This window comes from Paenarthrobacter sp. NPDC058040 (assembly GCF_042885775.1).
Classification (GTDB): domain Bacteria; phylum Actinomycetota; class Actinomycetes; order Actinomycetales; family Micrococcaceae; genus Arthrobacter.
This window is the reverse complement of record NZ_JBHVRN010000004.1, coordinates 177,013-203,823: the sequence shown is the minus strand read 5'-3', so window position 1 is coordinate 203,823 and position 26,811 is coordinate 177,013. Positions and strand designations below refer to the sequence as shown.

Here is a 26,811-nt window from a genome sequence, read left to right as displayed (position 1 = left end):
TGGGAACGACCTGATCTGCTACTCAGTTGGGTGAGGGGCTACACGAGGTGCGGCTCGTGCGACGCCAGGTATCCCCGACCGCCGAGCGCCACCAGGATGGCGATCACCATGGCCACGGCGCCAGCGAAGAACGGAACCTGCGGCCCGAAATGCTCACCAAGTTGGGCTGCGGCAAACGGCGCCAGCGCGCCACCCATCCAGCGGACAAAGTTATAGCCTGCCGAGGCAACCGGCCGCGGCGAGTCCAAGACACCCATGGCCAGTTCGGTGTAGATCGTGTTGTTGATGCCCAGCAAGGCGCCCGCCACGATGACAAGCACGACGACGGCAGTCACCGAGTGCCCGGCCGCCAGTCCCAGCCCGATCAAGTCGAGCATCAGGACGAACAGCGTGCCGGTGAGCACCTTGACGGCGCCGAAACGGTTCTGGAGGACGGGTGCCACGAACACGGAGAACACGGCCACGGCAACACCCCACCCGAAGAACACTCCTCCGATGCCGTAGGCGTCCATGCCGAGGATGAAGGGCGTGAAGGCCAGGATGGTGAAGAAGCCGTAGTTGTAGAACAGGGCACTTGCAGCCGTGGTGCTCAAACCCTTGTGGCCAAGCGCCAGGAGCGGATCCCGGAGGCGGGCCTTCGTGGCGGGAGCGGGGGTCTTCGGGAGCAAGCCGAGGAGGGCGATGAACGCGGCGGCCATGAGGACGGCGGTCCCGAAGAACGGCGCACGCCACTGCCAGCCACCCAGGAGGGCGCCCAGCAACGGACCGAGTGAGATGCCCAGGCCAAGGGCTGCCTCGTAGAGAATGATCGCGGTCCCTGTGCCACCACTGGCTACGCCGACAATCACCGCCAACGCCGTCGCAACGAACAACGCGTTACCCAGGCCTCAGCCGGCGCGGAAACCCACCAGTTGCTCAACACTGCCCGACAACCCCGAAAGCGACGCGAATACCACAATCACGGCCAGGCCGATCAGCAGGGTCTTCTTGCCGCCGATGCGGGAGGACACGAATCCGCTGATCAGCATCGCGATGGCCGTGACCAGGAAATAGCTGGTGAAGAGCAGGGAGACTTCACTGTTGGAGGCCTGAAGGTTCTTGGCGATGGCGGGCAGGATCGGATCCACCAGGCCGATGCCCATGAACGCGAACACGGCTGCCAGGGCGGTGGCCCAGACGGCTTTGGGCTGCTTGAGGAGGGAAGTCTTCTCGGCTTCGAGGGTGTTTTCTGCGGTTGTTTCGGCGCTTGAGGCGTCAGCCAGCTGGCGTGACATGGGGTTGTGCTCCTTAGGGTGCGTTTCAGTTCTGGAAAGCGTTGTTGAGTTTTGCAATGACGGGCAGGGCCGCGGCGAGGCTTTCCACCTCTTCGCCGCTCAGTCCCTGCAGCAATTCGGCCACCATGGCGTTCCGCCGGTGGTTGGCAGATTCGACGGCGGCGATCCCGGCTTGGGTGGTGACCACCTGTACGGCGCGGGAGTCATGCGGGTCAGGTTGGCGGGTGACCAGGCCGGCGCGCTCGAGCTTGATGATCTGCTCGGTGGCACTCGGCACCTTGATCCCGAGGTTCCTGGCGATATCGCCGACGCGGAGCCCGCCGTCGGAAATCATGGACAGCAAGCTGAGCTGCGCGGCGGTGAGTTCGCCCTCCGGGTCCAGGCGCCGGAACATGTACACGCCCAGGCGCAGGGCTTCGCGGAAATCCTGCGCGAGTTCCAGGAGCCTGGGGTCAAACGAAGTGTTCATATTTAGGTACCCTAATAGTTAGGTAACCTAAATGTCAAGGCTGCATTCACCCAAGTAGGTCGCATTAGTGCGCGTTTTGAGCGCCCAAAACGCGCACTAATGCGACTCAGTTGGGTAAGCGGGGCTAGAGGGTGAGCTTCATTCCTTCGTGGCTCGCGACGAATCCCAGGCGCTCATAGAAGCGGTGCGCCGCAGTGCGGGACTTGTCCGTGGTGAGCTGGACCAAGGTGCAGCCGCGCTCACGGGCCTGGTCAATGGCCCACTGGATCATCAGCGCACCCACACCCTGGCCGCGGAGTTCGCGCGATACCCGGACCGCCTCGATCTGCGAGCGCCACGAGCCCTTGCGCGACAAGCCGGGGAGGTAGCTGAGCTGGAAGGTCGCCACCACTTCCCCGCGCAGTTCGCCCACCACCAGAAGGTGGGCCGGATCGACGTCGATCGCGTCAAAAGCCCGTTCATAGGGCACCAGGTCTTCGGCACTTTCCCGGGCGGCGCCCAACTGGTCATCGGCGAGCAGGCGCAGGATTGCCGGCAGGTCATCCTTGCGGGCGCGCCTCAGCGCGAAGGTTCCGGATTCGACGGCGGCAGTCATCAAAGCGGGCATCCCGGCTGGGTTCATGGTCACCCCCACAGCATGCCATTTTAATGTGCAACTCAGTATTGCTAAGTACCGGTACTCAGTTCTACTATGTAGTGGTAGCTAGTAATACCAAGTAGTGAGGAGGTGTCCGGTGGGAAAGCAAATGACAGAGATGCTCAAAGGGACACTGGAGGGCATCGTTTTAGCCCTCCTGACCGGCAAGCCGGCGTACGGATACGAAATCACCACGTTGCTCCGGGAACAGGGTTTCACCGAGATCGCCGAAGGCACGGTGTACGCCCTGCTGGTCAGGATCGAACAGAAGGGCCTGGTGGACGTCGAGAAACGTCCGTCCGAAAAGGGCCCGCCCCGCAAGGTGTACACGCTGAACGCCAAGGGCACATCAGAACTGGACGAATTTTGGAACACCTGGAGCTTCTTGTCCGAACGGCTGGACGAACTCCGCAAGGAAGGGAAATAGCAATGGCAGCAAAGTGGATCGAACTGGTCACCGGATCACTCGAACAGAAGAAGCAGTACAAGCAAGCAAAAGCCCGGCTCGACGCACTTCCCGAGCCCTACCGCTCCGTAGCCACGGCCTACAACCGGTACCTCACGTACTACGGCGGAGTCACCGAAGGCGACACGATCGTGCAGATGTTCCTTGACCTCGCCGACCTGTGGGAGCGGGCAGCCGTGGATGGCACACCCGTCAGCAGCATCGTGGGCGATGACCCCATCGAGTTCGCAGAATCGTTCGCCCAGGCCTATGGCGGAAAGCGCTGGATCGACAAGGAACGGTCCCGCCTGATCGAGGCCGTGGACCATGCCAAGGAAAAGGAGCAAGAGTCATGACTACCGAAACGGTCCCTGGACGCGCGGCGCCGGCCATCAGCGTCCAGGGCATCCAAAAGTCCTATAAGGACCTGAAAGTCCTTCAAGGCGTGGACTTCGATGTTGCCCGCGGGAGCATCTTCGCACTGCTCGGCTCCAACGGCGCGGGCAAGACCACCATGGTCAAGATCCTGTCCACGCTGCTCACAGCGGATGCCGGCGCTGCCGCCGTCGAAGGCTTTGATGTCTCGGCGGAACCGCTGAAGGTGCGGGAGTCCATCAGCCTCACCGGACAGTTCGCGGCGGTGGACGAGATCCTCACAGGCAAGGAAAACCTGGTGCTGGTGGCCGAGCTGCGGCACCTCAAGGACCCGGGGCATACAGCGGATGGGTTGCTCGCGCAGTTCAACCTCACCGAAGCCGGGAGCCGCAAGGTGGCCACGTATTCGGGCGGCATGCGGCGACGGCTGGACATCGCCATGAGCCTCATCGGCCGGCCCAAGGTGATCTTCCTGGACGAACCCACCACGGGACTTGATCCCGAGGCGCGGCTTGAGGTGTGGCAGATCGTGAAGGACCTCGCCCGGCAAGGGACCACGGTCCTGCTCACCACGCAGTACCTGGACGAGGCAGAGCAACTCGCGGACAGGATCTCCATCCTGCACCAAGGACGCATCATCGCCAACGGAACCCTGGCAGAACTGAAACAACTCCTGCCACCGGCAAAAGTGGAATACGTCGAAAAGCAGCCCACCCTGGAAGAGATCTTCCTGGCCCTGGTGGGCACCAAAGAGACAGCAAAGGAACCGTCATGAGCACGCACTTCCTTACAGACACCTCCGTCCTGACCGGCCGCTCCATGCGGCACATCTTCCGGAGCGTGGACACCATCATCACCACGGCAATCACGCCTATCGCCCTGATGCTCCTCTTCGTGTACGTTTTCGGTGGCGCCATCAAGACCGGGACCGAGAACTACGTCAACTACCTGCTGCCGGGAATCATGCTCATCGCCATCGCGTCCGGCATCGCCTACACGGCGGTCCGTCTCTTCACGGACCTGCAGGGCGGCATCTTCGAGCGGTTCCAGTCCATGCCGATCGCACGTTCCTCGGTTCTGTGGGCGCACGTCCTGACGTCCCTCGTCGCCAACGGACTCTCGCTGGTGATCATCGTTGGGGTGGCACTCCTCATGGGGTTCCGCACTTCTGCCAGCCTGTTGGATTGGCTGGCGGTCGCGGGCATCCTCGCACTGTTCACTCTGGCCTTGACCTGGATCGCCATCATCGCGGGTTTGTCCGCCAAGTCCGTGGACGGCGCGGGAGGGTTTTCTTACCCGTTGATCTTCCTGCCGTTCATCAGCTCGGCCTTCGTCCCCACGGACACCATGCCCGGCCCGGTACGCTGGTTCGCCGAGAACCAACCCGTCACGTCGATCGTGAACACCGTCCAGGACGTCTTTGCGCAGCGACCGGTAGGCTCGGACATCTGGGTAGCCCTCGCGTGGTGCCTCGGGATCCTGGTACTTGCGTACGTGTTCGCGGCAAGGGTCTACCGGCGGAAGATTGCCTGACCTCTTCACACAGGCCTAAGCTCCCCCGCGATGCGGAGGGAGCTTTCGCCATGCAGACGGATTCGCCATTTGTCAGACATTAGCTATAGCTTTATCGAACCAGATTTGTAACGGCCGTCACCATTTTGACGGGTCTTCCGAAGGGTTCTTGAACTAATGTCCGACCAGACAACAACGGGGCAGCGCACGGCCTCAAGCAGGGACGGCGAGCCCCACCTGTCACGCTCGCTCAGCAACCGGCACATCCAGCTCCTGGCCATCGGCGGCGCGATCGGCACCGGGCTGTTCATGGGCTCCGGCAAGACCATCTCCGTCGCCGGCCCGTCCGTGATCTTCGTGTACATGATCATCGGCTTCATGCTCTTCTTCGTCATGCGGGCCATGGGCCAGCTCCTGCTGTCCAACCTGAACTACAAGTCCTTCAGCGACTTCGCAGGCGACCTCCTGGGCCCCTGGGCCGGCTTCTTCACGGGCTGGACCTACTGGTTCTGCTGGGTTGTCACGGGCGTCGCCGACGTCATTGCCATCGCGGGTTACGCCAACGAACTCTGGCCAGGAATCCAGCTGTGGATCCCGGGCCTGGCCACCATCATCATCCTGCTGCTCCTGAACCTCCCCACCGTCAAAGCCTTCGGCGAGACGGAGTTCTGGTTCGCCCTCATCAAGATCGTGGCCATCGTCGCGCTGATCGTTGTTGGCCTGGTGCTGATCTTCACCGGCTTCCAGTCCAACGCAGGCACCGCCAGCTTCACCAACCTGTGGAGCCACGGCGGATTCTTCCCCAAGGAATTCATGGGCTTCGTAGCCGGCTTCCAGATTGCCGTCTTCGCCTTTGTGGGCATCGAACTGGTAGGTACGGCTGCCGCTGAAACCAAGAACCCCGAGCACAACCTCCCACGCGCCATCAACGCCATTCCCCTGCGCGTCATGCTCTTCTACGTAGGCGCCCTCATCATCCTCATGTCCGTTACCCCATGGACCGAGTTCAAAGCCGGGCACAGCCCGTTCATTGCGATGTTCTCCCTGGCAGGACTGGGCATGGCCGCAACCGTCGTCAACCTGGTGGTCCTCACCTCCGCCATGTCCTCGGCCAACTCGGGCATCTACTCAACGTCCCGCATGGTCTTCGGCCTCGCGAACGACGGCGACGCACCCAAGGTCTTCGGCCGGCTCTCCAGCCGCAAAGTACCCCAGAACGCCCTGTTCCTGTCCTGCGTCCTGTTGCTCTCCGGCGTCGCACTTCTCTACTTGGGCAAGGACGTTGGCGCGGCGTTCGACATGGTGACCACTGTGTCCGCCGTCTGCTTCATGTTCGTCTGGTCGATCATCCTGGCCAGTTACCTCGTCTACCGGAAGCGACGCCCCGAGCAGCACGCGGCCTCGTCGTTCAAGATGCCCGGCGGCATCGTCATGGTGTGGGTGGTGTTCGCGTTCTTCGCGTTCCTGGTCTGGGCGCTGACCACCCAGCCGGATACCTTGACCGCCCTGTTGGTGACGCCTGCGTGGTTCGCCATCCTCGGCGTGGCCTACGCCATAGTCCGCAAGACGCCCCTCCACCAGGCCCGCGTGGCCGAGTGGAAGGCCATGGCAGAGGAGGAAACCGCCGCCGCGCGCTAAAGCCGGGATTAGCTGGTGCGATGAGAGAGCACCCGGCGGGCACCGACGCTCTCTCACCAAACGGCCCCTTCGCGGCGACGCTCTCTCACTTTCCTGACGAAAGTGAGAGAGCGTCCGCCTGAAGGGGCGTTTTCGTGAGAGAGGGTCAGAGTTCGGCTTGGCGGGACTCCACGAGCTTCTGCACTGCCGGGAACAGCGGGTGCGTCGGCGGCAGTTCCGTCACGCGTTCGACGACGGCGGCCGCGTCCAGTTCGGACAGCAGGTTCACGAGTTCCACGGCTTCGTCATCGGATCCATCGTCGAAACGGAGGGCCGCGGACATCGCCTCCAGCAAGGCAACCGGGGTTACTCCACGCTCGGCGAGCTCAGCCGCCGGGCCGATGAACCGCTCGTGCCGCCCCAGCTTCCGCAGGGGTGCCCGGCCTACGCGGACCACGGTATCGGGGAGGTGCGGGTTGGTGAAACGGGACAGGATCTTCTGCACGTACGCTTCCTGCTCAGCTTCGACGAAGCCGTGCTTGGCTACCAGCAACTCCTTGGTTTCCCCCAGGACAGCACGGACCCTCGCGGCCACTGAAGGATCCGCCATGGCGTCGGAGATCTTCTCCAGCCCTGCCTGGTACCCGAAGTAGGCGGCCGAGGCGTGGCCCGTATTCACCGTGAAGAGCTTGCGCTCGATGTACGGGCCCAGCTCGTCCACGAAGGTGGCTCCAGGAATCACCGGCGGGTTGCCGCCGAACGGTGTCCGGTCGATGACCCACTCGTAGAACGTCTCCACCGTGACATCCAAGCCCTGGCCCGGAGCCTGGTTGGGGACAATACGGTCCACCGCGGTGTTGGCGAAAACGGCGACCGAATCCAGGTCCCCCGCCGAATCGTCCCAGGCTGCCCGGACCTCCACGTGCAGGAGGTCCGTGGCGTTGATGGCGTTCTCGCACGCCATCACCTGAAGGGGCGGAAGGTCCGCAGGCCGAGCGGCAAGCCCGCGGGCGATCACGGGTGCAACAAACTTCAGGATGTGCGGCCCAACAGCCGTGGTGACCACATCCGCCGTCGAAATTTCATCCACGACAGCGGCTTCCTCGGTGCTCGAGTTCAGCGCACGGAAGCCGTCCACGGTCTTGACCGCGGCGTTCTCCCCTACCTCATGCACCTCGTAGCTGTCCGCCGAGGCCAGCTGGCTGATCAGCGCATCCGCGACGTCCGCGAACACCACCTCATAGCCGGCCTCGTGCAGCAGCAGCCCCACAAATCCTCGTCCAATATTGCCCGCCCCAAAATGGACTGCCTTCACTATGCGTTGACCTTTCCGAACAGCTCCAGGACTTCCTCAACCGTGGTGGCCTCCTCCAACTGGGCAACCTGGGCCTTGTTGGTGAAGATCTTGGCGATGGAGGACAGGATGTGGAGGTGCTCATTGTTGAGGCCGGCAACACCGACCACGAACTTCACTTGCTTGCCGCCCCAGTCGATGCCCTCGGGGTAACGGACAATCGAAACAGCCGAGTGGTTGATGTGCTCCTTGGCATCGTTGGTGCCGTGCGGGATGGCGAGGAAGCTGCCCATGTAGGTGGACACCGACTCCTCGCGCTCGTGCATGGCGTGGACGTAGCTGACATCCACGGCACCGCGGTCCAGCAGTAGCTGACCGGCCTCGTCGATCGCGGAATCGCGGTCACGGGCGGCGCCATCCAAAACTACGCTCTCGGGGAGCAGCACGCCCTTGCCTCCGACGGCGGCAGCCGGCTCGGCGGCGTGGGCACCGTGGCTGGGGGCTGCTGTTGCTTCGGCAGCTCCGCTCGGGTGTGCGGCAGCAGGTCCTTCGGTGTTGCTGGTCTTCACCAGCTCCACGATTTCGTCGTACTTGGGGCTGTTCATGAAGTTGTCCACCGAGTAGTGCACAGCGCTGGACGTCTTCGGCTGGGCGCGTTCGGTGAGGTCCTGGTGCGTGACCACAACGTCGTAGGTGTCGCTCAAGTTGGCGATGGCCGAGTTGGTGACCTTGACGTCCGGGAAGCCGGCCGCCTTGATCTTGTTCCGGAGAACCGAGGCTCCCATGGCGCTGGAGCCCATCCCGGCGTCGCAGGCGAACACGATGTTCTGGACCGGACGGGTCAGGACAGCCACATCGCTGCGGCCGGAGTCGCCAACCAAGGCGGAGGAAACGGAGCTCTTCTTGCCCTTCATGGCTTCCATGCGGGACGTTGCGGCCGAGAGGTCATCCTCTCCCGTGTCCTTGGAAGTACGCAGGATCAGCGAGGCGATCAGGAACGAGACCGTTGCCGCCAGGACCACCGCCAGGATCACGCCCACGTAACTGTCGCGCGAGGTCTGGAAGATGACAGCAAGGATGGAACCCGGAGCGGCCGGAGCCACGAGGCCGGAGTTGGTGATGGCCAGGGTGGCAATACCGGTCATGCCGCCACCGATCGCAGCGAGGATCAGGATCGGCTTCATCAGCACGTACGGGAAGTAGATCTCGTGGATGCCACCGAAGAAGTGGATGATGGCAGCACCCGGGGCCGAAGCCCGTGCAGCGCCGCGGCCGAAGAACATGTAGGCCAGCAGGATGCCGAGGCCGGGGCCGGGGTTGGCTTCAAGCAGGAAGAGGATGGACTTGCCCTGGTCCAGGGACTGCTGGATGCCCAGCGGAGTCAGCACGCCGTGGTTGATGGCGTTGTTGAGGAACAGGACCTTGGCGGGCTCAATGAAGATGCTGGTCAGCGGCAGGAGGCCGTTGTTGACCAGGAACTGGACCACGCTGCCTGCGCCTGCCGTGAAGAGCTTGACCACCCAGGCGAGGCCGTAGAAGCCGCCCAGCGCCAGGATTGCGCCCCAGATGCCGGCCGAGAAGTTGTTCACCAGCATCTCGAAGCCGGGCCGGATCTTGCCGTCCCAGAGCCGGTCAAGCTGCTTGATGGACCAGCCGCCCAAGGGACCCATGATCATGGCGCCGATGAACATCGGCGAGTCGGTACCGGCAATGACACCCATGGTTGCAATGGCGCCAACGACGCCGCCGCGGACGTCATAGACCATCTTGCCGCCGGTGTAGCCGATCAGGATCGGGAGCAGGTAGGTGACCATCGGGCCAACGATGCCCACGTTCGGAGCGCCCTCGGCATTGGTGCCGAAGCCACCGAGCTCCGGGACCGGAATCCAGCCGACTTTGATGAACAGGGCAGTGATGAGGCCCCAGGCGATGAAGGCGCCGATGTTGGGCATGATCATGCCGGACAGGAAGGTTCCGAACTTTTGGACACCTACGCGCGCACTGGTGCGGGGCTTCGCAACGGTCTCTGTTGCCATGTGAATTCCTAACGTGTGTCCCGCGGCGGCGCGGGGTCAGTCGATATAGATCGAGAGAGGACAGCTTTAGGAGCTGCTGGAAATGCGGTGAAGCCACTCAAGGAAGAGCTTCAGTTCAGAGCTGGACAGTTGGTCTGAATGCGAGGCCTGCAGTGCCGCATTCAGGGCGATTGCCGCAACAACCACGGAGGACTTACCGGAGTCCTCCGCTGCGGCGCCACGGGCTGTGTCCGTGGAGACGGCGAAAATCATGGAATCCCGGGTCATGGTTGAGAGCTCCAGGTTCCTGTCTTCCACCGGTTCGGCGATAAGCATGAGCGTGACGCCCACATTGGCCGCGAGGATACTGCGGGCCGCTTCGCGGGGCGGCACATTGATCTGACCGGCGATGGCGGCCTTGTTCAGCATTTCCTCCAGGAGGGCCTCAGCATCGGCCACGATGGCTGGGCGGCTTTCCGGACGGATGTTGCCGAACATCACCAGATACAGATGGGGCTGGGTGAGGCCGAACTGGACGTGGTTGTCCCACATCCGCCGGACGTCTTCCAGGGGTTCCCCGGACGGTGCGAAATCCCGCTCCCCTGCCACGTATTCTTCAAAGCCGGCCGAAACGACGGCGTCGAACAGGCCTTCCTTGTCGCCAAAGTGGTGGTAGAGCGTCGGCGCCGTAACCCCCGCGAGCTTGGTGATCTGGCGCGTTGAGACCGCTGACCCCTCCGAATTCGCCAGCAATTCGGCTGCTGCGCGAAGCAACCGAATTTTCGGCGGAAGCTGGTCATCGAAACTCATAACCGCTACCCTAGCACCTATAGCGTTGCTATATGAAGTGGCTCACAACAGAATTTTGTAGGCTATTTCCACAGGCCCAGGGTGCCGTCGCCTAGGGGTCAGATCCAACAAGCAGGGAACAGAGGATTCAGTGCAGAATTTCCAAGGAGTAGGGGTTAGCCCTGGGCGCATCATCGGTTCCGTCCGCCAGATGCCCAAGCCGGTGAGCGAACCGCCGTCGGGCGAACGCCTCGCCGCGGACGTCAGTCCGGAAGACGCCGTCGCGGGTTTGAAAGCCGCGGCACAGTCCGTCCATGACGAACTGAAAGGCCGCGCGGACACCGCCTCAGGCGACGGCAAAGCCGTCCTCGAAGCGACCGCGCTCATGGCCAAGGACACCATGCTGCTGAAGTCGGCCACCAAGCTGATCAACGGCGGTTCGTCCCCCGAGCGGGCCATCTGGGAAGCCGGAGCGTCCGTCTCCGAAATGCTGCACAACCTCGGCGGCTACATGGCCGAGCGCGCCACCGATGTCCTGGATGTCCGTGCCCGCATCGTGGCCGAACTCCGCGGCGTCCCTGCTCCGGGAATCCCCTCTTCCGATACGCCCTTCATCCTGGCGGCCGAGGACCTGGCACCGGCCGATACCGCCACCCTTGACCCCGCAAAAGTCCTCGCGCTGGTGACCTCCGGCGGGGGCCCGCAGTCCCACACGGCGATCATCGCGCGCTCCCTTGGCCTCCCCGCCGTCGTCGCCGCGCATGGCGTGGATACCGTGGCCGACGGTTCCGAAGTCTTCGTGGACGGCGCCGCAGGTTTCGTGGCGGTTGAACCCAGCGAAGAGCACCGCGCTGCCGCCAAGGCCTGGGCGGAAACCTCCGCTACGCTCGCCTCCTTCGACGGAAACGGCACGACGGCGGACGGCCACTTGGTGCCGCTCCTCGCCAACGTCGGAGGCGCCAAGGACGCCGTGGCCGCTGCGGGCCTCGGCGCGCAGGGTGTTGGCCTGTTCCGCACCGAATTCTGCTTCCTCGAGCGCGACACCGAACCCTCGGTCGACGAACAAGCCACGGCATACAAAGCGGTCTTCGACGCTTTCCCCGGCAAGAAGGTGGTCCTCCGCACCCTCGACGCCGGCGCCGACAAGCCCCTGCCCTTCCTCACCGATGCCACCGAACCCAACCCTGCACTGGGCGTCCGCGGCTACCGCACCGACTTCACCACTCCCGGCGTCTTGGAACGCCAGCTCGAGGCGATCGCACGCGCCGCATCCGGGTCCGAAGCCGACGTCTGGGTCATGGCACCCATGATCTCCACGGCCGCCGAGGCCGGGCGCTTCGCTTCGCTGTGTGCTGCCGCCGGCCTGAAGACTCCGGGCGTCATGGTGGAAGTTCCCTCGGCCGCGTTGACCGCCGCGACGGTACTCCGTGAAGTTGGCTTCGCCTCGCTCGGCACCAACGACCTCACCCAGTACGCCATGGCGGCCGACCGGCAACTCGGACCCCTGGCCGAACTCAACACCCCGTGGCAGCCGGCCGTCCTGCGCTTGGTCCAGTTGACCGTGGAAGGCTCGGCACAGGAGGGCAACAACAAGCCCGTTGGCGTCTGTGGTGAGGCAGCCGCGGACCCGGCACTCGCCGTCGTCCTTACCGGGCTGGGCGTCACCACACTGTCCATGACCGCGCGGTCCCTGGCCGCCGTCGGAACCGTGCTCAAGACGGTCACGCTGGAGCAGGCGCAGGAGCTCGCGCGCCTGGCCCTCTCCGCGCCCAGCGCCACCGCAGCCCGCGACTGGGTCCGCGCCAAGCTCCCCGTGCTCGAAGAGCTCGGCCTCTAAGTTCCCGTCCCAACCGCTGAGGAGAAACCCATGCCCGAACGCACAGCCACCATCGCCAGCAAGTCCGGCCTCCACGCCCGTCCCGCGGCCCTCTTCGCCGAAGCCGCAGGCGAGCAGCCCGTGGAGGTCACCATCGCCATGCAGGGCGAACCTGCCGATGACGCGCTCGACGCCGCCAGCATCCTTTCGCTCATGACGCTTGGAGCGGCGAAAGGCGACGTCGTTGTGCTGCGGGCCGAGGGCGACGGCGCGGAGGAGGCGCTGGACGCCCTGGTGAAGCTGCTGGAGACGGACCTGGACGCGGTGTAGATCCGCTTTCCGCCCGATTCGATGGATCGCTGCGCAGTGTGCCGTACGCACGGCATGATCCGCAGCGATTCGTCGAAATGGCGCGCCACGTGGGGTCACGGGAGTACTTCCTTCGTCATTGAGGAAGGTTCTGCCTTCGGTGCTGGTTTGCCCTGGAAAACCCGGAGCATTGGAGAACCGCATGACCACATTGGCGTCCGCCCCCGTCGAACCCGTTGACCTTGTCGCAGCCCGCTACGGCGAGGATGCTTCCGTCCCGCTCGGCCCCCTCAACCAGACGATCGAACTCCTCTTCCGGCACCGCTCCGTCAGGCGGTTCGAGCCAACCGCGTTGGACGAAGCGACCCTGACGGCACTGGTTGCGGCGGGGCAATCCGCTGCGACGTCGTCCAACCTGCAGACCTGGAGCGTGATCGAGGTCCGCGATCCGGAGCATAAGGACGCCGTGGCCAGGCTCGCCGGAGACCAGGACTTCATCCGTGAGGCGCCGGTCTTCCTGGTGTTCGTCGCGGACTGGGCCCGGAACCGGCTTATCGCGGAACATCGCGGGGAGCCGACCGAGGGCGTGGACTTCATCGACAGCACCTTGGTTGGCGTGGTGGATGCTGCCCTTGCCGCCCAAAATACGGTGGTTGCCGCCGAATCGCTGGGCCTTGGCACGGTGTACGTTGGCGCCGTGCGGAACCACTTGGAGGAATTGTCCGAGCTGCTCGGCCTTCCCGCCGGAGCCTTCCCTGTACTGGGGCTGGCGATTGGCTACCCGCACCCGGACGCTCCCGGCAGCATCAAACCGCGGCTTCCGCAGAGTGTCGTGCGGCATCGTGAGCGCTATGCCCTCCCCCAGAACGAGGCGTTGGCGAAGTACGATGCCACGCTCCACGCCTACTACCAGGCCCAGGGCGAACCCCGGGGTTGGATCGACGCCGTAGTACAGCGGGTGCGCAGCCGCCTGAGCCTGCATGGCCGCGACAAGATCCGGGGCGTGCTCGAGCGCCGCGGGCTGCCGTCGCGCTAGGAGCACATTCGCCGCGCTAGGCTTCTGCCATGGCATTGATAGCTCCCCGCGTCACGGCCGGCCTGCCCGCCGATGACGCCCGGAATTTGGCACGCTCACTCCAGGACAGCAACGACATCACGGTGTTCGTCGACGGCACCGTCCACCGCCTGCCCGACCAGGCGAGGGACGCCGTCGTGGACCTTCTGGCCCGGATGGGCCGCGGCGAAGCGGTGACCGTCAGCAGCGTGGAGGAAATGCTGACCACCTCGCAGGCCGCGGAGCTTGCCGGGATCTCGCACACCTACCTGCGCAACATGACCGACCGAGGCGAAATCCCTGTGGAATACAGGGGAACGCACCGCCGGATCCGGCAGGCGTCGATCCTCGCGTGGCTCGAAACCCAGAAGCGGAAACAGGAAGAATCCGCGGCCGGAGACACCACGGAGGCCGGCGCCGACGCGGGCTGAATTGCGTCCGGCAGATGTCGGAGTGATAAGGATCAAGCAACGATCCCAGCCAACGGGCCAGCACCCGCAAAGGCCGGGGTTACGCTTGTTTGGTGGGCAATTTCAAAGGGTGGCATATCGTGGCCGGGATGGCCGCAATGGCACTTGCCGCACCCTTGGGTTCCGCTATGGGATTGAACTTCGTAGCTACCTTCATGTTTGCCTGCGTCGTTTTCGTGGCCGTCGCCATGTGGACCGAATCCAGGATTGCCCGACGCCGGGAGGCAGCGAACGCCGGCAGCGCACCTGACGCTTCGCGCCCCGCGGGCGACCCCGCCGAATCCGACGACGCCACCCGGGACTGATCCGCGTCGGCCAAGCCACGTGGACCGAACCTCGGAAAAGTCCGCGCGTCCTGTTTGAATAGCCGTATGGCTTCGAGATCCCGCTCCGTGGTTTGGCCGATGGTACACGTGGAATGCTGCGCCCTCATCAAGGATCTGGAGGCAACGCACGGTTCGCTGTGGAACGCACAATCCCTATGCCCCGCATGGCGAGGATATCCGCCGTCCCCTCGCGGTATCCGGCCCGTGGATGAGCAGGAACTGACGGGTCCGGGCGCGGCCGTCTTCCTGCAACAGGCCCGGGGCTGAGGAGCCCGGCTGTGAGCGAGCCGGCTTTCCACACCGCCAACGTCGAGGTCGGCGGGCTACAGGGGCGGATCCTCTGGTTGAACGGAGCCCCGGAGCCGGGCAGCCAGGACACTCCCGCTTACGTCCTCATCCACGGCATCGGCGTCTCGCACAGGTATTTGGCCCGCCTGCATGCTGTCCTCTCGGCCGACGCACCGACCTATTCTTTGGACCTCCCCGGCTTCGCAGGCACCCCCAAACCGGACCGTCAGTTGTCGGTGGAAGATTACGGGACGTTCATAGCCGAGGCCTTGGCGGATCGCGGCATCCATAGCCGCATCCTGGTGGGCCACTCCATGGGCGTCCAGTTCGCCATCGAAGCCGCCCTTCAGGCGTCGGGCAGCACTACGAGCCTGGTCCTGATGGGTCCGGTGGTCGATTCGCGGCACAAGAACCTGTGGCGGCAGTCCTTGGCCCTGTTCCTTGACGGCCTCCTCCGGGAAAGCCCGTCGTCCAACTGGATCGTCGTCTCCGACTACCTCCGCTGCGGCCCGCGCTGGTACCTTACGGAGCTGCCCGTCATGATGGGCTACCCCACGGAGAAGCGTCTGGCCAACGTGGACGTGCCGGTGCTGATCCTTCGCGGCAGCCGTGACCACGTTGCCGGACCGGAATGGTCGCTGCGTCTCTCGCGGGCCGTAGCCGACGGACGGTTGGCTGAGATTCCGGGCGTGGGACACGTCGCCCAACACATGCGGCCGAAAGAAGTCGCCAATGCCATCAGGAGCTTCGTCGCCGCTGCGTCGCGGGACAAATAGCCGCAGGCGCACGACGACGGACGGCAGCCTGGGTGCCCCTTGTTGGCTGGGGCGGCCCGCGGCTAGGCTGGCAGGGCAAGTCAAATAATAAGTTTGCTTAGGAAAGGGTGGACCATGACGAGCTACGATCCTGAAGACGATCCCCAAACCTTCGGCGCCCCCGAACCGGACAGCATCCACGACGACCCGGACATGCGCAAGGACGAAGAACACGATCCGGCAGCTTCCTCGAACCCGGACCCGGCAGACGGCAACATCACCGGGCTGGAACCGGGCGGCGGTGTGCCTCCGGGAGAGACCCCACCGGCTGAGGGCAGCATGAGCGGCGACCAGGGCCACGAGGAGTAACGGGGATTACGTAAGACGCAGGATCTCGCCGAGGTCGTAATCGGCGGGTTCCTCCAACTGCGAGTATGTGCAACTGTCCGGGGTACGGTCCTCGCGCCACCGACGGAACTGGGTAGTGTGCCTGAACCGGTCACCCTCCATGTAGTCGTACGCCACCTCAATCACGAGTTCGGGGCGCAAAGGGACAAAGGAGAAGTCCTTGCCTGCGCTCCACCGGCTCTGCCCGCCGGGCATCCTGGATCCACCGGCGGCCGCTTCCTGGTTGGCCCATTCGCCCCAAGGATGCTCGGCGAACTCCACTTGGTACGGCTCCAACTCCGCCACCAAGGCTTCACGCTTGGCCATGGGAAACGAGGCCACGACGCCCACGTGGTGGAGGCGGCCGGAGTCGTCGTACAGGCCCAGCAACATGGACCCCACAACCTTTGCCGTCTTGTGCCAACGGAATCCGGCCACCACACAATCCGCCGTCCGCTCATGCTTCGTCTTGAACATCACCCGTTTGTTCGGCTGGTAGGTGCCGTCGAGCGGTTTGGACAACACGCCGTCGAGGCCTGCTCCCTCAAGTTGCACGAACCATTCCTTGGCCCGCTCAAGGTCATTCACCGCCGGCGTCACGTAGACCGGCGGCTCGGCGTCGGCGAGCGCCTCCTCCAAAGCTGCGCGCCGCTCCGAGAAGGGTCGGCCAGTGAGGTCGTCATCGCCCAGGGCGAGGAGGTCGAACGCCACCAACGACGACGGCGTCTTTTCGGCGAGCATGCGCACCCGGGTGTCGGCGGGGTGGATGCGTTGCTGCAAGCCCTCGAAGTCCAGGCGATTGCCGGAGATGAGGATGATCTCGCCGTCGATGACGCACCTCTCCGGAAGGTTCTTCTTCAGCGCTTCCACGAGTTCGGGGAAGTAGCGCGTCATGGGCTTCTCGTTCCGGCTGCCCAGGACGATCTCGTCGCCGTCCTTGAAGACGATGGTCCGGAAGCCGTCCCACTTGGGCTCATAGTGCCCAACATCGGGGATGTTCGGGACGGATTTGGCGAGCATGGGCGAAACGGGAGGCGTCACGGGGAGATCCATAGCTCATGTCTACCGGCCAGTACATGGTCAAAGCTAGTGTTTGCCCAGCTCGAACTTCCGGTTCCAGCCCCGCAGGGTAGGCGATTGGGTCCCCGCGAAATGTTGGACGTTCCGTCCGTTACATTAATGTGACTTTACTTCCCTGCTCCTGTACGGTCGAAGGGCGACCCTGATCTCCGCTGGGCCGCTTCCGGGCTGACGCCGAGCTCTGCCGCATCCCGGAATCCGCCAGACTCGCGGCAGAGACGGGGGACCCAAAGTTCCCGGGCCTGGTTTCAGGCCCTTGGGGTGAAGCCGCCATGTGCGGCCGGACGGCCTCGTCCGAACCCGACAGCTAACCTCGCAGGCGTTGAGAGGCAATCACCCATGTCCCCAACCATGGATCAGCCGCGCCGTGCCCAAGAGGCCATCGAGCGCACCAAGCCAACCGGACGCCGTCGGGCCCAACCCAGCGGACAGTCCCCCACCAGCGTTGAAAGCACGACGGCGGTACCCGCCGCAGCTGCCAATCCCACCCCGCCTGCGCCCATGACGCGCGCGGAGCGACGCGCGGCCGAGCGCGGTCAGGCCGCCCAGGCGATCGTTGCGCCGGAAGCCGCGGCCGGTTCCGCCGGCCACGACGCTCCTGCCGAGGAACCCCGGACCGCCGCGATCCCTGTCATCGACGCTCCCCGCGCCGACTCCACCACACCCGGCCCGCCGACGTCGGCCATTCCCGTGGTCCCGGCTGCGGACGCGCCACGGGCCGCCGCCGAGCGGGAGTTTGGCGCGGAGTCGGAGCCCGTTACCGCCGCCATCCCTGCACCGAACCCTGAAACTGCTACCGCCGCCATTCCGACAGTAGCCGCGCCGGCAGTCGCCCTCGAAGAGTCGTCACCGGTCCAGCCGAAGACGCCGGCGCAGATCGCCGCGGCGGCTACTGCTGCGGCGGGCTTGGCAAGCCGTGCCAGCAACCGGACCCGGGCTTCCGAGCACACCGCAACGCGCAAAGCTTCGACGCTCCCCACCAACGGCAAGTCCGCCTTCGGCTCGTTCGGTGCTCCGTCGTTCAACCGCGAACCGCACGCCGTGCTGACCAAGGCCGCCTCGGTCAAGACCATGGGCCAGCGCATGGCGGTGGTTGCCGGAGCACTCGGCCTGGTCCTGACCGTCGGCACTGTCAGCCAGGCCGTGGACCTCCCGCTTTTCGGCCAGGACAGCCACTCGCAGGAGGCCAGCGGCTCGAACAACAACGAAAGTGGTCGGGCAACCACCAAGGCTTCCCCTGGTCCCACCCCCTCGTACACCACCGCGTCCTCGACGTCGGCCGCGAAAGCCGAGGCCGGAACGCCCGCCGAACCCCAGACTGAAGCGGAGGCACCTGCTGGCGCAACGGCGTCGTCCGCTGCTGTCCCGCAGGTTTCCTTGGCCGCCCCGCAGTGGGTACCGTCCGCCGCTCCCTCGGCTGTGGTCCCGGTTCCAGGAGTAACCACGCCGGTCCCGAGCCAGCCGGCACCGCCGTCGGACACTATTACGGCCCCGACGCCTACGCCGACCACCACCCCGACCGTCACGCCGACCCCGACGCCGACTCCCACGCAGACCCAGCCGTCGAAGCCGAAGCCCAGCGGCAACCCCAACGCTTCCTCCACGCCGCAGCCAAGCGGCTCGGCAGTGGACGGGTTGCTGGACGCGGCCAAGGACCTCCTCAAGTGAGCATCCGACTGCCCCGGACAACCACGCATGTCGGCTGGCACGGCCGCTATTGCAGCAGCAGCCGGACTGCCACCTTCCGTCGCCGGATGGGCCGCTGGAGCTGCCAGCGGCTTCGGCGCTCCTAGGCCGCCAACGCAAAGGAGGCTGGCACCCGATCGGGTGCCAGCCTCCTTTGTTTTACCCAGCGAAAGCTGTTGGGAAGCTCGAAGATCGCGTAGGCCACGAAGAACAGGCCGTCACCGAAGCCCGCAAGCGGACGCCTATCCCAGCAGCCAGGCAACCACCACGAGCGCCCCGACGCAGAGCACCGTGGTGCAGAGGATGACATCCCGGGCTACCACCGTTCCGCGGCCATAGGGCGAGGCGAAAAGGAACACGTTCTGCGCCGTGGGAAGGGCCGCCATGATCACGCTGGCCAAAAGGTGCTGGCCATCCAGTCCGAAGAGGAACCTACCCAGCGCCCAGACGATCACCGGCATCCCTGCAACCTTCAACAGCGTGGCCACCACGGTTTCCACACGGCCATCGCCCTTCTGCAAGGGAGCCTTTCCCGCCAAGGACATGCCAAACGCGAGCAGCACCATGGGCACGGCGGCACCGGCCAGCATGTCGATCGGTTTGTGCACGAGTTCCGGCGGCTGCCAGTCGGTCAGGGCCACCAGGACGCCCAGGGCGGAGGCGATGATCATTGGATTACCCAGCGGCTGCAGTATTACCCGTTTCCAGGAGATTTTGGCACCTCCAGCGAGGCCAAGGACCGTGACGTAGAACGGCGCCAGGACCAGGAGTTGCACCAGGAGCACCGGAGCCACGTGCTGGGCAGTTCCCACGGCATAGAGGGAAACGGGGATGCCAATGTTGTTGGCGTTGGCGTAGCTGCTCGCCATGGCGCCCACGGCGGTCTCGGCTACCGGCCGACGGAAAAACAGGAAACTCAACAGGCAATAGAGAAGCCCCACGGCCGCCGCCGAAAGCAGGGCCAGTGGGGCGTCGACGCCGAGGGCGGCCCGGATGTCGCTTCCGGCCACGACCGTGTACAGCAGGGCGGGATTCGTGATGTAGAACGCCGTCTTTGTCAGGGCGCCCTGGACGTCCGGGGACAGGATCTTGAAGCGGGCGGCAAGATACCCCACCGCGATCACCGTAGAGATGATGAGGATGCCGGAGACGACGCCGCCCACGTAGTGCCTTCCTTAAATGCTGGATTTCCGCACGGCCGCTTCCTGTTGCGGAGGAAGTATGCGGCCGTGCGGAAGGGGTGTTACCTGACCAACAGGACTTACCAAACCAAACAGGGCCGTTTCGGATCGAACTGCCAACCATCGATGTAGTACTGCATGCCGATGCTGTCGTACCCGGCGACGGGCACAACGTCCACCCGCGAAATGATGGGTTGGGTGCTCATGCGCCTACCTCTGCTTTCTCTGCGGCTGGAACAACCTCGCCGTCGATGCGGCGGTTGAGGTGCCAGGGGTTGGCGTCCTGCAGCGCCTCGGGAAGGAGTTCCTGGGACAGGTTCTGATAAGCCACCGGGCGGAGGAATCGGTTGATCGCGAGGGTGCCCACGGAGGTGGTGCGCGTGTCCGAGGTGGCGGGGAACGGGCCACCGTGGACCATGGCGTGTCCGACTTCAACCCCGGTGGGCCAGCCGTTGACGATGATGCGGCCCACTTTCTGTTCCAGTACCGGCAGGAGGGGCGCCGCCGTCGGGTAGTCCGCTTCGGTGAGCTGCAGCGACGCGGTGAGTTGGCCTTCGATCCGTGAGGCGGCCTGGAGGAGGTCCTCCACGGAGGAGTAGCGGATCACCAGGGAGGCTGCGCCGAAGATCTCTTCGTGGAGGACGTGGTTGTCCAGGAACTCCCGGACCCCGGTCCCGAAGATGGTGGGTGCGGGAGCGTTTTCCGTTCCGCCGGGAGTGCCTTGGCCAATGACCTCGACGCCGTCGGCGTTGCCGAGCGCCTCGGCGCCGGCGCTCCAGGAACCGGCAATACCTTCGGTGAGCATCGTCTGTCCGCTGCAGGCCGCCACAGCACGTCCGACGGCGGCAGCCAGCCGGTCGCCCGCCTCTCCTGCCGGGGCGAACAGCAGGCCGGGCGAGGTGCAGAGCTGGCCGGAGCTTCCGGTGACGGCGGTGACGTACTGCCGTGCGAGTGCGTCGATCTGTTCGGAGTCGCCCTTGAGAGCGCCTTCGAACACGAAGACCGGGTTCAGGGAGGACATTTCGGCGTAGACGGGGATGGGTTCCTTGCGTGCGGCGGCGGTGCGCATCAGGGCGACCCCTGCGCTTTGAGAACCGGTGAAACCGACGGCCTTGATCGCGGGATCAGACACCAAGGCCTGGCCAATGCTGGCCCCGGGGCCGTAGATGAGCGAGAACACGCCCGGGTGCAGTCCGGCGTCCTTGACTGCCTTGGCAATGGCCTGGCCCACCAGTTCGCTGGTGCCGGGGTGGGCGTTGTGGGCCTTGAACACTACGGGACAACCGGCGGCGAGGGCCGAGGCGGTGTCCCCACCCGCAGTCGAGAACGCCAACGGGAAGTTGCTGGCACCGAAGACCGCCACAGGACCCAAGGGGATCTGGCGCTGGCGGATGTCCGCCCGGGGCAGCGGAGCACGGTCCGGGATGGCCGGGTCGATGCGGACGCCGCGGAAGTCGCCTTGGCGGACGACGTTCGCGAAGAGCCGCAACTGGCCGGTGGTGCGGGCCCGCTCGCCGGTCAGCCGTGCCGCGGGGAGGCCGGTTTCCTGGCCGGCGCGGACAATGAGTTCATCACCGATGGCCTCGATGTTGTCCGCGATCGCGTCCAGGAACCCGGCATGGGTTTCCGGGTCCAAGGTACTGAAAGAAGCATAGGCTTCCTTCGCGGCAGCCGTTGCGGCCGCCAACTGCTCTTCCGTGAGCAGCGTGTAAGCAGGCTCCAGCGCCTGGTTGGTGGCGGGGTTGAAGCCAAAGGTGGTCTTGCCGGCGCCAACAACGGACTGTCCGGCGATGAGGGAGTGTCCGGTAAGGGTCATGGGGTTCTCCTGTGGTTCTTCGAAAACGAGCAGGTCAGGAAACAGTGGCGATGAGCGCCTTGAGGTCTGCGAGGTCCTGCTCCGCGAGGTTCTGCAGCGGAGGACGGACGCCACCGGCGGAACGGCCAATCGCATCCAGGCCGCCCTTGACGATGGACACGGCGTAACCCTTCACCCGATCGCGGATATCCAGGTAGGGAATGACGAAGTCGTTGAGCTTCCGGTTGACGGCCACGCGGTCGTTGTTGCGGACATCGGCATAGAAGTCGAGCGCGAACTGAGGCACGAAGTTGTACATGGCGCTGGAGTAGGTGCTCATGCCCAATTGCAGGAGCGGAAGCGCGAACGTCTCCGCAGTGGGCAGGCCGCCGAGGTAGAACAGGCGGTCGCCGAGCTTTGCGTGGACGCGGGCGTCGTGTTCGAGGTCGCCCACGCCGTCCTTGAAGCCGATGAGGTTCGCGTGGCGGTCGGCCAGCGTGATCACGGTGGTGTCCTTGTAGATCGCGTTGGCGCGGTTGTAGATGATGACACCCAGGCTCGTGGCGTTGCAGACAGCGCTGACGTGTTCGATCAGGCCGCCCTGGTCTGCTTCGGTGAGGTAAGGCGGGAGGAGGAGAATCCCTTCGGCACCTGCGGCCTCGGCGGCTTTGGCGTTTTCGATGGCCTGCGCGGTTGAGCCGCCGGCCGAAGCGAGGACCGGAACCACGGTTCCAACCTCGTCGACGGCGGTGCGCACCACGCGCTCGGATTCCGCCGGAGTGAGGGAAAAGCCTTCGCCCGTGCCACCTGCCGCGAAGAGGCCGGCCACCGGGAAGCTAGCCTGCCACGCAAGGTGCTTCCGGTAGTTTTCCTCGTCGAACTGCAGCTGGGCATCGAACGAGGTGACGGGGAAGGAGAGGAGCCCGTCTTTGAGGACGTTGGCCAGTTCCTGGGGTGTGTACGTTGCCACGGTGGTCCTTACGCGTGTGTGCCGTCTTTGGCGCTGGGTGATGGTTCTTTTCCAGACTAGGACCGGAAGTAATGCCTGTCTAAGTGTTCTTTTGTATCCATTGATACCCTGAGAGCATTATTCCTCGGGGCTACTCAGCTTCGAAGGTGAGCTCCTCCAACAGCCTCCGCAGGGCCGGGTTTTCCACCTTCCGCCGCCAGATCGCGTGGAGCTCCACCGGTTCTTCCTCCACGCCCGCGAGGCCCAGGAACTCAACGCCCTGGATTCCCAGGACCTTGGCCGAGCGTGGAACGAAGGCCACCCCGCGCTTCGCCGCGACGAGGGACACCATGGTGAGGATCTGACTCACGGTGTGGACCACATTTTCATGCCGGATGGGCATCAGCCTGACCACCAGGTCGTAGAAGTACCGGGCATCCGAGGCGGAGTGCATGATGAGCCGCTCGTCATTGAGGTCTTCGTGGGTGATGTCCCTTTTGAGGCCGGCGAGACGATGCCCGGCAGGGACGGCCAGGAGCATCGATTCACGGTAGAGGAGCTGGGAGTCGAAAGCTTCGGTATCGAAGGGCGGGCGGGCAAGGCCCAGATCCAGCTGCCCGGTCAGGAGGCCATTGATCTGCTCCCCCGTCACCAACTCCTGCAATTCGACGTCGACATCCGGGAGGGTGCTGCCGATCTCTTCCAGCAGCGGGCCCAGAATGCTGAAACCGCTGGCTGCGGTGAAGCCGATCCGCAGCAATCCCGAGCGGCCCGAGGCTATGCGCCGGGCAGCCACGGGTGCCCGTTCTGCCAGCGCCATGAGCCGCCGGGCTTCATCGAGGAAGGCCTGGCCGGCATAGGTAAGTTCCACCTTGCGGTTGTCACGCTCCAGTAATTCCGCGCCCACGATCTTCTCCAGCCGCTGGATCTGGCGGCTGAGCGGAGGCTGGGTCATGTTGAGCCGCTCGGCCGCGCGACCGAAGTGGAGCTCCTCAGCCACGGCAATAAATCCGGCCAGTTGGTCAAAAGTAAACATGATGCCTTCCCGGTATCAACCGATGCACTTTTGGGCTTAGACATGCATCATAGCGGCTCCCTACACTCAACAAAGAGGACCGGACGTGACCCCCGTTCACATGACCAGACGGCCCAGCCCTCACATGAAACCACCTGCGGCAACCGGGAGATCCAACGGCGTGCTTCCCCTCATGACAAAGGAAAAGGTATGAGAATCATCGTCGGTTTTGTTCCCACGCCCGCCGGGGAGGCTGCGTTGGATGCCGGAATCTCCGAGGCCAAGCTGCGGAAGCAGGACCTGGTGATCGTAAACTCGGCCCGAGAGGGTGCCCTGGCGGACAAGTCGGTTGCCCCGGCGTCGGTGTTGGAGGAAGCGCTCTTGAAGGCAAGCCAGGCGGGCGTCTCAGCCACCGTCATCCAACCGCCCTACAAGGACGACCTCGCCGATGAATTCCTCGACGTCGCGCGGGACATCGACGCTTCCCTGATCGTGATCGGGCTCCGCCGCCGGACCCAGGTTGGCAAGTTCATCATGGGCAGCCACGCGCAGCGGATCCTGATGCAGGCAGACCGCCCGGTGCTGGCCGTAAAAGCCGGAACCGCTTCCTAGATCCGCGGCCTGCCGGCCCATCGGCGGGCCTTCAGGGCGGCATGCAACTCGAGCCGGATCGCGCCACTTAACGGATCGGCACCGATGAGTTGGCGGATCCGGCCCAGGCGGTTGTAGATACTGCTCCGGTGCAGGTGCAGCTTGGCGGCCACATCCTGGACCGAGCCGTCGTTGTCATAGAGCAACTCCAGCACGGGCAGGAGTTCGCCGTTGCGGTCATGGTCTTCGAGCGCCCGGAAGTGCACGGACCCGGTGTCATCCCAACCACCGGGCGCCTGCAGCCTGTCGAACAACTGGTAGACGCCGACCGACCGGCTCTCCACCAGCTCACCCAGCGGCACGTCTACCGCCGCTGCCTGCGCAGCCACCTTCGATTGCCGGTACGCCCCGGCCAGCTGCCGGATCACCTGGATGGGCTCGCTGATGCCCAGAATCACCCGATCCACCGTCCGCCCCGCGCGCTTGGCCAACTCAAGTTGATAGTGCACCAGCACCTGGGCGTGGTCCGCCCTTCCCACGGATTCCCGGAAAAGGACCACCGAGTGCGTCTCGGTTCCGGCACTGAACAGGGCAGCGTCAACGCCAATCGTTGACTGAAGCGCTGCGGAGCGGTGCGTCAGCGTAGCGGCAAGAGGATCGACGGCGGAACCGGCGCCGTCCGCGTCCAGGATGGTGACCACCTGCCACGGACCGCGCCCTTGGATTTCCTTCCAGCCGGCCACCGCCGCCACGGCATTGGATTCCCCGCCGCAGGCCGCCAGGAATTCCTGCTCACGCCGCCTGCGGAACTCCGATTCGGCCGTGTTCGAGTCCAGCAGGAGTCCCGCCAAGAGGTCCAGCTCGTCACGTACGCCGGGCAACTGGGCGAGGATCGCCGTCGCGCTTTGCTCCTCCAGGTCCTGTTGCACCCATAAGTAGCCCACGCGAAAACCGCGCACCAGCAACGGGACGCAGACGCGGCCCAGCATTCCCAGCTCGTCGTTGGCGGGAACCACCACCGGGCGGACCGCCGTCGCGATTCCGTGCGAAAGCTGCCACGCGCTGACATCGCTGGGCACCCGCTTGCTGAGGAGGAAATTAACGCGGACGCGGTCGGCGTGGGACTGGTTGGAACTGTAGGCCAGGAGGACGCCGTCGAGGTCCTCCAGGGAGAGCCCCCGGCCGAGTTTGGCGGCCACGCGTTCGACGATCTGTTCAACGTCCTGCTGCATCAGCAAAGCGTACCAACAGCAGGCGACACTTGACGCTTGAGTGCTCGACAATTGTCGAGTCGGCAAGCAAGAAATCCTTGAATTTCCGGGATTCGCAGCGAGCTGGAAGACCAGGATCCATGTCGCCTGCCTCACAGCCGGATCTATTCTGGAATCACAGCCCACAGCACCAAAACCGGCCGAAAAGCCGCTAACGATGGAGCCCCAAATGATCATTGGCGTCCCCAAGGAAATCAAGAACAACGAGTTCCGCGTAGCCATCACGGCCGCCGGCGTCCACGAGTTCCGTACCCATGGACACACCGTTCTGGTTGAGCGCGGCGCAGGCCTCGGCTCGGGCATCACCGACGAGGAATACTCCATCGCAGGAGCCGAAATCGTTGCAGACGCGGACGACGTCTGGGGCCGCGCGGACATGGTCATGAAGGTCAAGGAACCCATCAAGGCCGAATACCACCGCTTCCGCAAGGGCCTGATCCTCTTCACCTACCTGCACCTCGCCGCCGAGCCCGAGCTCACCGCAGAGCTCATCAACTCCGGCGTCACGGCCATCGCCTACGAAACCGTGCAGGAAGGCCGCGCCCTCCCGTTGCTCGCCCCGATGTCCGAGGTAGCAGGCCGCCTGTCCGTCGTGGTCGGCGCTTCCTCCCTCATGGCTCCGGCCGGCGGCAAGGGCGTCCTTCTGGGCGGCGTACCGGGCGTCCGCCCGGCCAAGGTTGTTGTCCTCGGCGCCGGCGTTGCGGGAACCAACGCCGCTGCCATGGCGCTGGGCCTCGGTGCCGATGTCACCATCATGGACATCAACATCAACCGGCTGCGCGAACTCGACGCCCTCTACCAGGGCCGCCTGAAGACCGTCGCCTCCAACGCCTACGAGATCGAGAAGTCAGTTGTCGACGCAGATCTCGTGATCGGCTCCGTCCTGATCCCGGGCGCCAAGGCTCCCAAGCTCGTCACCAACGAACTCGTATCCCGGATGAAGCCGGGCTCGGTGCTGGTGGACATCGCAGTGGACCAAGGCGGCTGCTTCGAGGACACACACCCCACCACCCACCAGGAACCGACGTACAAGGTCCACAACTCGATCTTCTACTGCGTTGCCAACATGCCCGGCGCTGTTCCGAACACCTCGACGTACGCACTGACCAACGTCACCCTGCGTTACGCTGTTGCCCTGGCCAACCTGGGCGTCAAGGCCGCCTTCGACCGCGACCCCGCCCTCGCCGCCGGCCTCAACATCGCCGCAGGCCACGTGGCACACCACTCCGTCTCCGAGGCGCACAACCTGCCCCTCGTTGAGGACTGGCACAGCCTGGTTTCCGCCTAGCCTTCCAGGCAAGCTCGACGGCGGGGTGGGGGGGGGGGGGGGGGCGCCCCCCCGCCCCCGCGGGGGGTGTGGGGCGGCGCCGGGGGCCGAAAAAGAATAAAAAATAGCAAACAAAAAGAAATA

General features: G+C 64.7%; 27 protein-coding genes, 1 pseudogene and 1 riboswitch. Of the genes and pseudogenes, 15 read left to right on the top strand and 13 right to left on the bottom strand.

Features of this window, described 5'->3' with window-relative positions; genetic code table 11:
- Window positions 1–38: 38 nt before the first annotated feature.
- The 3 genes and pseudogenes from ACFVSJ_RS07230 to ACFVSJ_RS07220 all read right to left on the bottom strand — a co-directional run bounded on the left by ACFVSJ_RS07230 (window position 39) and on the right by ACFVSJ_RS07220 (window position 2,365).
- Window positions 39–1,274, bottom strand: a pseudogene (locus ACFVSJ_RS07230) (MFS transporter).
- Between the two features lie 25 nt (window positions 1,275–1,299).
- Complete coding sequence (locus ACFVSJ_RS07225) at window positions 1,300–1,743, bottom strand: MarR family winged helix-turn-helix transcriptional regulator (protein WP_387435485.1); 444 nt, start codon at window positions 1,741–1,743, stop codon at window positions 1,300–1,302.
- 124 nt (window positions 1,744–1,867) lie between these two features.
- Entirely contained in the window at window positions 1,868–2,365 is a 498-nt protein-coding gene (locus tag ACFVSJ_RS07220) for a GNAT family N-acetyltransferase (RefSeq protein WP_387435690.1), read from the bottom strand.
- Between the two features lie 112 nt (window positions 2,366–2,477).
- Here ACFVSJ_RS07220 and ACFVSJ_RS07215 point away from each other — a divergent pair, with 112 nt between their 5' ends.
- From ACFVSJ_RS07215 to cycA, 5 genes are all read left to right on the top strand, one after another.
- Window positions 2,478–2,807 (top strand): PadR family transcriptional regulator, encoded by a 330-nt coding sequence (locus ACFVSJ_RS07215; protein WP_387435483.1) that lies wholly within the window; start codon window positions 2,478–2,480, stop codon window positions 2,805–2,807.
- Between the two features lie 2 nt (window positions 2,808–2,809).
- Entirely contained in the window at window positions 2,810–3,181 is a 372-nt protein-coding gene (locus ACFVSJ_RS07210; RefSeq protein WP_387435482.1) for a DUF1048 domain-containing protein, read from the top strand.
- A complete protein-coding gene (locus tag ACFVSJ_RS07205) occupies window positions 3,178–3,975 on the top strand; it encodes an ABC transporter ATP-binding protein (protein ID WP_387435481.1) in 798 nt (265 codons plus the stop codon). The genes ACFVSJ_RS07210 and ACFVSJ_RS07205 overlap by 4 nt, the downstream gene beginning before the upstream one ends.
- Window positions 3,972–4,733, top strand: a complete 762-nt coding sequence (locus tag ACFVSJ_RS07200; protein WP_387435480.1) for an ABC transporter permease — start codon at window positions 3,972–3,974, stop codon at window positions 4,731–4,733. Before ACFVSJ_RS07205 ends, ACFVSJ_RS07200 begins: the two co-directional genes overlap by 4 nt.
- A gap of 156 nt (window positions 4,734–4,889) precedes the next feature.
- A complete protein-coding gene (gene cycA, locus ACFVSJ_RS07195; RefSeq protein ID WP_387435479.1) occupies window positions 4,890–6,350 on the top strand; it encodes a D-serine/D-alanine/glycine transporter in 1,461 nt (486 codons plus the stop codon).
- A 145-nt stretch (window positions 6,351–6,495) separates the two neighbouring features.
- Here the strand turns inward: cycA and ACFVSJ_RS07190 are convergent, their stop codons facing one another.
- The 3 genes from ACFVSJ_RS07190 to ACFVSJ_RS07180 all read right to left on the bottom strand — a co-directional run bounded on the left by ACFVSJ_RS07190 (window position 6,496) and on the right by ACFVSJ_RS07180 (window position 10,448).
- Window positions 6,496–7,644 (bottom strand): mannitol-1-phosphate 5-dehydrogenase, encoded by a 1,149-nt coding sequence (locus ACFVSJ_RS07190; protein WP_387435477.1) that lies wholly within the window; start codon window positions 7,642–7,644, stop codon window positions 6,496–6,498.
- Window positions 7,644–9,659: a PTS mannitol transporter subunit IICBA gene (locus tag ACFVSJ_RS07185; protein ID WP_387435476.1), complete on the bottom strand. Its 2,016-nt coding sequence runs from the start codon at window positions 9,657–9,659 to the stop codon at window positions 7,644–7,646. The genes ACFVSJ_RS07190 and ACFVSJ_RS07185 overlap by 1 nt, the downstream gene beginning before the upstream one ends.
- Before the next feature lie 66 nt (window positions 9,660–9,725).
- Window positions 9,726–10,448: a TetR/AcrR family transcriptional regulator gene (locus tag ACFVSJ_RS07180; RefSeq protein WP_144662142.1), complete on the bottom strand. Its 723-nt coding sequence runs from the start codon at window positions 10,446–10,448 to the stop codon at window positions 9,726–9,728.
- A 130-nt stretch (window positions 10,449–10,578) separates the two neighbouring features.
- Here ACFVSJ_RS07180 and ptsP point away from each other — a divergent pair, with 130 nt between their 5' ends.
- From ptsP to ACFVSJ_RS07145, 7 genes are all read left to right on the top strand, one after another.
- Window positions 10,579–12,264, top strand: coding sequence for a phosphoenolpyruvate--protein phosphotransferase (gene ptsP, locus ACFVSJ_RS07175; protein ID WP_387435475.1), 1,686 nt, complete (start codon window positions 10,579–10,581; stop codon window positions 12,262–12,264).
- 30 nt (window positions 12,265–12,294) lie between these two features.
- A complete protein-coding gene (locus ACFVSJ_RS07170; protein WP_387435473.1) occupies window positions 12,295–12,573 on the top strand; it encodes an HPr family phosphocarrier protein in 279 nt (92 codons plus the stop codon).
- A gap of 181 nt (window positions 12,574–12,754) precedes the next feature.
- Window positions 12,755–13,588 (top strand): NADPH-dependent oxidoreductase, encoded by an 834-nt coding sequence (locus tag ACFVSJ_RS07165; protein WP_387435472.1) that lies wholly within the window; start codon window positions 12,755–12,757, stop codon window positions 13,586–13,588.
- 29 nt (window positions 13,589–13,617) lie between these two features.
- A complete protein-coding gene (locus ACFVSJ_RS07160) occupies window positions 13,618–14,037 on the top strand; it encodes a helix-turn-helix domain-containing protein (RefSeq protein WP_387435471.1) in 420 nt (139 codons plus the stop codon).
- A gap of 92 nt (window positions 14,038–14,129) precedes the next feature.
- Window positions 14,130–14,381, top strand: coding sequence for a hypothetical protein (locus ACFVSJ_RS07155; protein WP_387435469.1), 252 nt, complete (start codon window positions 14,130–14,132; stop codon window positions 14,379–14,381).
- A 299-nt stretch (window positions 14,382–14,680) separates the two neighbouring features.
- Window positions 14,681–15,466 carry an alpha/beta fold hydrolase gene (locus ACFVSJ_RS07150; protein ID WP_387435467.1) on the top strand — a complete coding sequence of 262 codons (786 nt, stop codon included), beginning with the start codon at window positions 14,681–14,683 and terminating at the stop codon, window positions 15,464–15,466.
- A 114-nt stretch (window positions 15,467–15,580) separates the two neighbouring features.
- The gene (locus ACFVSJ_RS07145; protein ID WP_387435466.1) at window positions 15,581–15,814 is read left to right on the top strand and encodes a DUF6480 family protein; all 234 of its coding nucleotides are present in this window, start codon (window positions 15,581–15,583) and stop codon (window positions 15,812–15,814) included.
- 6 nt (window positions 15,815–15,820) lie between these two features.
- Here the strand turns inward: ACFVSJ_RS07145 and ACFVSJ_RS07140 are convergent, their stop codons facing one another.
- Window positions 15,821–16,885, bottom strand: a complete 1,065-nt coding sequence (locus tag ACFVSJ_RS07140) for an ATP-dependent DNA ligase (RefSeq protein ID WP_387435464.1) — start codon at window positions 16,883–16,885, stop codon at window positions 15,821–15,823.
- A gap of 216 nt (window positions 16,886–17,101) precedes the next feature.
- A riboswitch (cyclic di-AMP (ydaO/yuaA leader) is annotated at window positions 17,102–17,248 on the top strand.
- Window positions 17,249–17,251: 3 nt separating this feature from the next.
- Between ACFVSJ_RS07140 and ACFVSJ_RS07135 the strand changes: the two genes are divergently transcribed.
- Window positions 17,252–18,580: a hypothetical protein gene (locus ACFVSJ_RS07135; RefSeq protein ID WP_387435462.1), complete on the top strand. Its 1,329-nt coding sequence runs from the start codon at window positions 17,252–17,254 to the stop codon at window positions 18,578–18,580.
- A gap of 260 nt (window positions 18,581–18,840) precedes the next feature.
- On the opposite strand, the gene ACFVSJ_RS07130 is transcribed toward ACFVSJ_RS07135, so the two are convergent.
- The 5 genes from ACFVSJ_RS07130 to ACFVSJ_RS07110 form a co-directional block, all read right to left on the bottom strand.
- Entirely contained in the window at window positions 18,841–19,761 is a 921-nt protein-coding gene (locus ACFVSJ_RS07130) for an AEC family transporter (protein ID WP_387435459.1), read from the bottom strand.
- Between the two features lie 98 nt (window positions 19,762–19,859).
- The gene (locus ACFVSJ_RS07125) at window positions 19,860–19,985 is read right to left on the bottom strand and encodes a hypothetical protein (RefSeq protein ID WP_387435457.1); all 126 of its coding nucleotides are present in this window, start codon (window positions 19,983–19,985) and stop codon (window positions 19,860–19,862) included.
- Window positions 19,982–21,595, bottom strand: a complete 1,614-nt coding sequence (locus tag ACFVSJ_RS07120) for an aldehyde dehydrogenase (NADP(+)) (RefSeq protein ID WP_387435455.1) — start codon at window positions 21,593–21,595, stop codon at window positions 19,982–19,984. The genes ACFVSJ_RS07125 and ACFVSJ_RS07120 overlap by 4 nt, the downstream gene beginning before the upstream one ends.
- Before the next feature lie 34 nt (window positions 21,596–21,629).
- On the bottom strand, window positions 21,630–22,544 hold the full coding sequence (gene kdgD / locus ACFVSJ_RS07115; RefSeq protein WP_387435453.1) for a 5-dehydro-4-deoxyglucarate dehydratase: 915 nt from the start codon (window positions 22,542–22,544) through the stop codon (window positions 21,630–21,632).
- Between the two features lie 130 nt (window positions 22,545–22,674).
- Entirely contained in the window at window positions 22,675–23,559 is an 885-nt protein-coding gene (locus tag ACFVSJ_RS07110) for a LysR substrate-binding domain-containing protein (RefSeq protein WP_387435451.1), read from the bottom strand.
- 189 nt (window positions 23,560–23,748) lie between these two features.
- Between ACFVSJ_RS07110 and ACFVSJ_RS07105 the strand changes: the two genes are divergently transcribed.
- The gene (locus ACFVSJ_RS07105) at window positions 23,749–24,150 is read left to right on the top strand and encodes a universal stress protein (RefSeq protein WP_387435449.1); all 402 of its coding nucleotides are present in this window, start codon (window positions 23,749–23,751) and stop codon (window positions 24,148–24,150) included.
- On the opposite strand, the gene ACFVSJ_RS07100 is transcribed toward ACFVSJ_RS07105, so the two are convergent.
- On the bottom strand, window positions 24,147–25,364 hold the full coding sequence (locus tag ACFVSJ_RS07100; RefSeq protein ID WP_387435688.1) for a PucR family transcriptional regulator: 1,218 nt from the start codon (window positions 25,362–25,364) through the stop codon (window positions 24,147–24,149). The two genes, ACFVSJ_RS07105 and ACFVSJ_RS07100, sit on opposite strands and share 4 nt — an antisense overlap.
- A gap of 205 nt (window positions 25,365–25,569) precedes the next feature.
- Here ACFVSJ_RS07100 and ald point away from each other — a divergent pair, with 205 nt between their 5' ends.
- Window positions 25,570–26,688 carry an alanine dehydrogenase gene (gene ald, locus ACFVSJ_RS07095; RefSeq protein ID WP_387435448.1) on the top strand — a complete coding sequence of 373 codons (1,119 nt, stop codon included), beginning with the start codon at window positions 25,570–25,572 and terminating at the stop codon, window positions 26,686–26,688.
- Window positions 26,689–26,811: the final 123 nt, after the last annotated feature.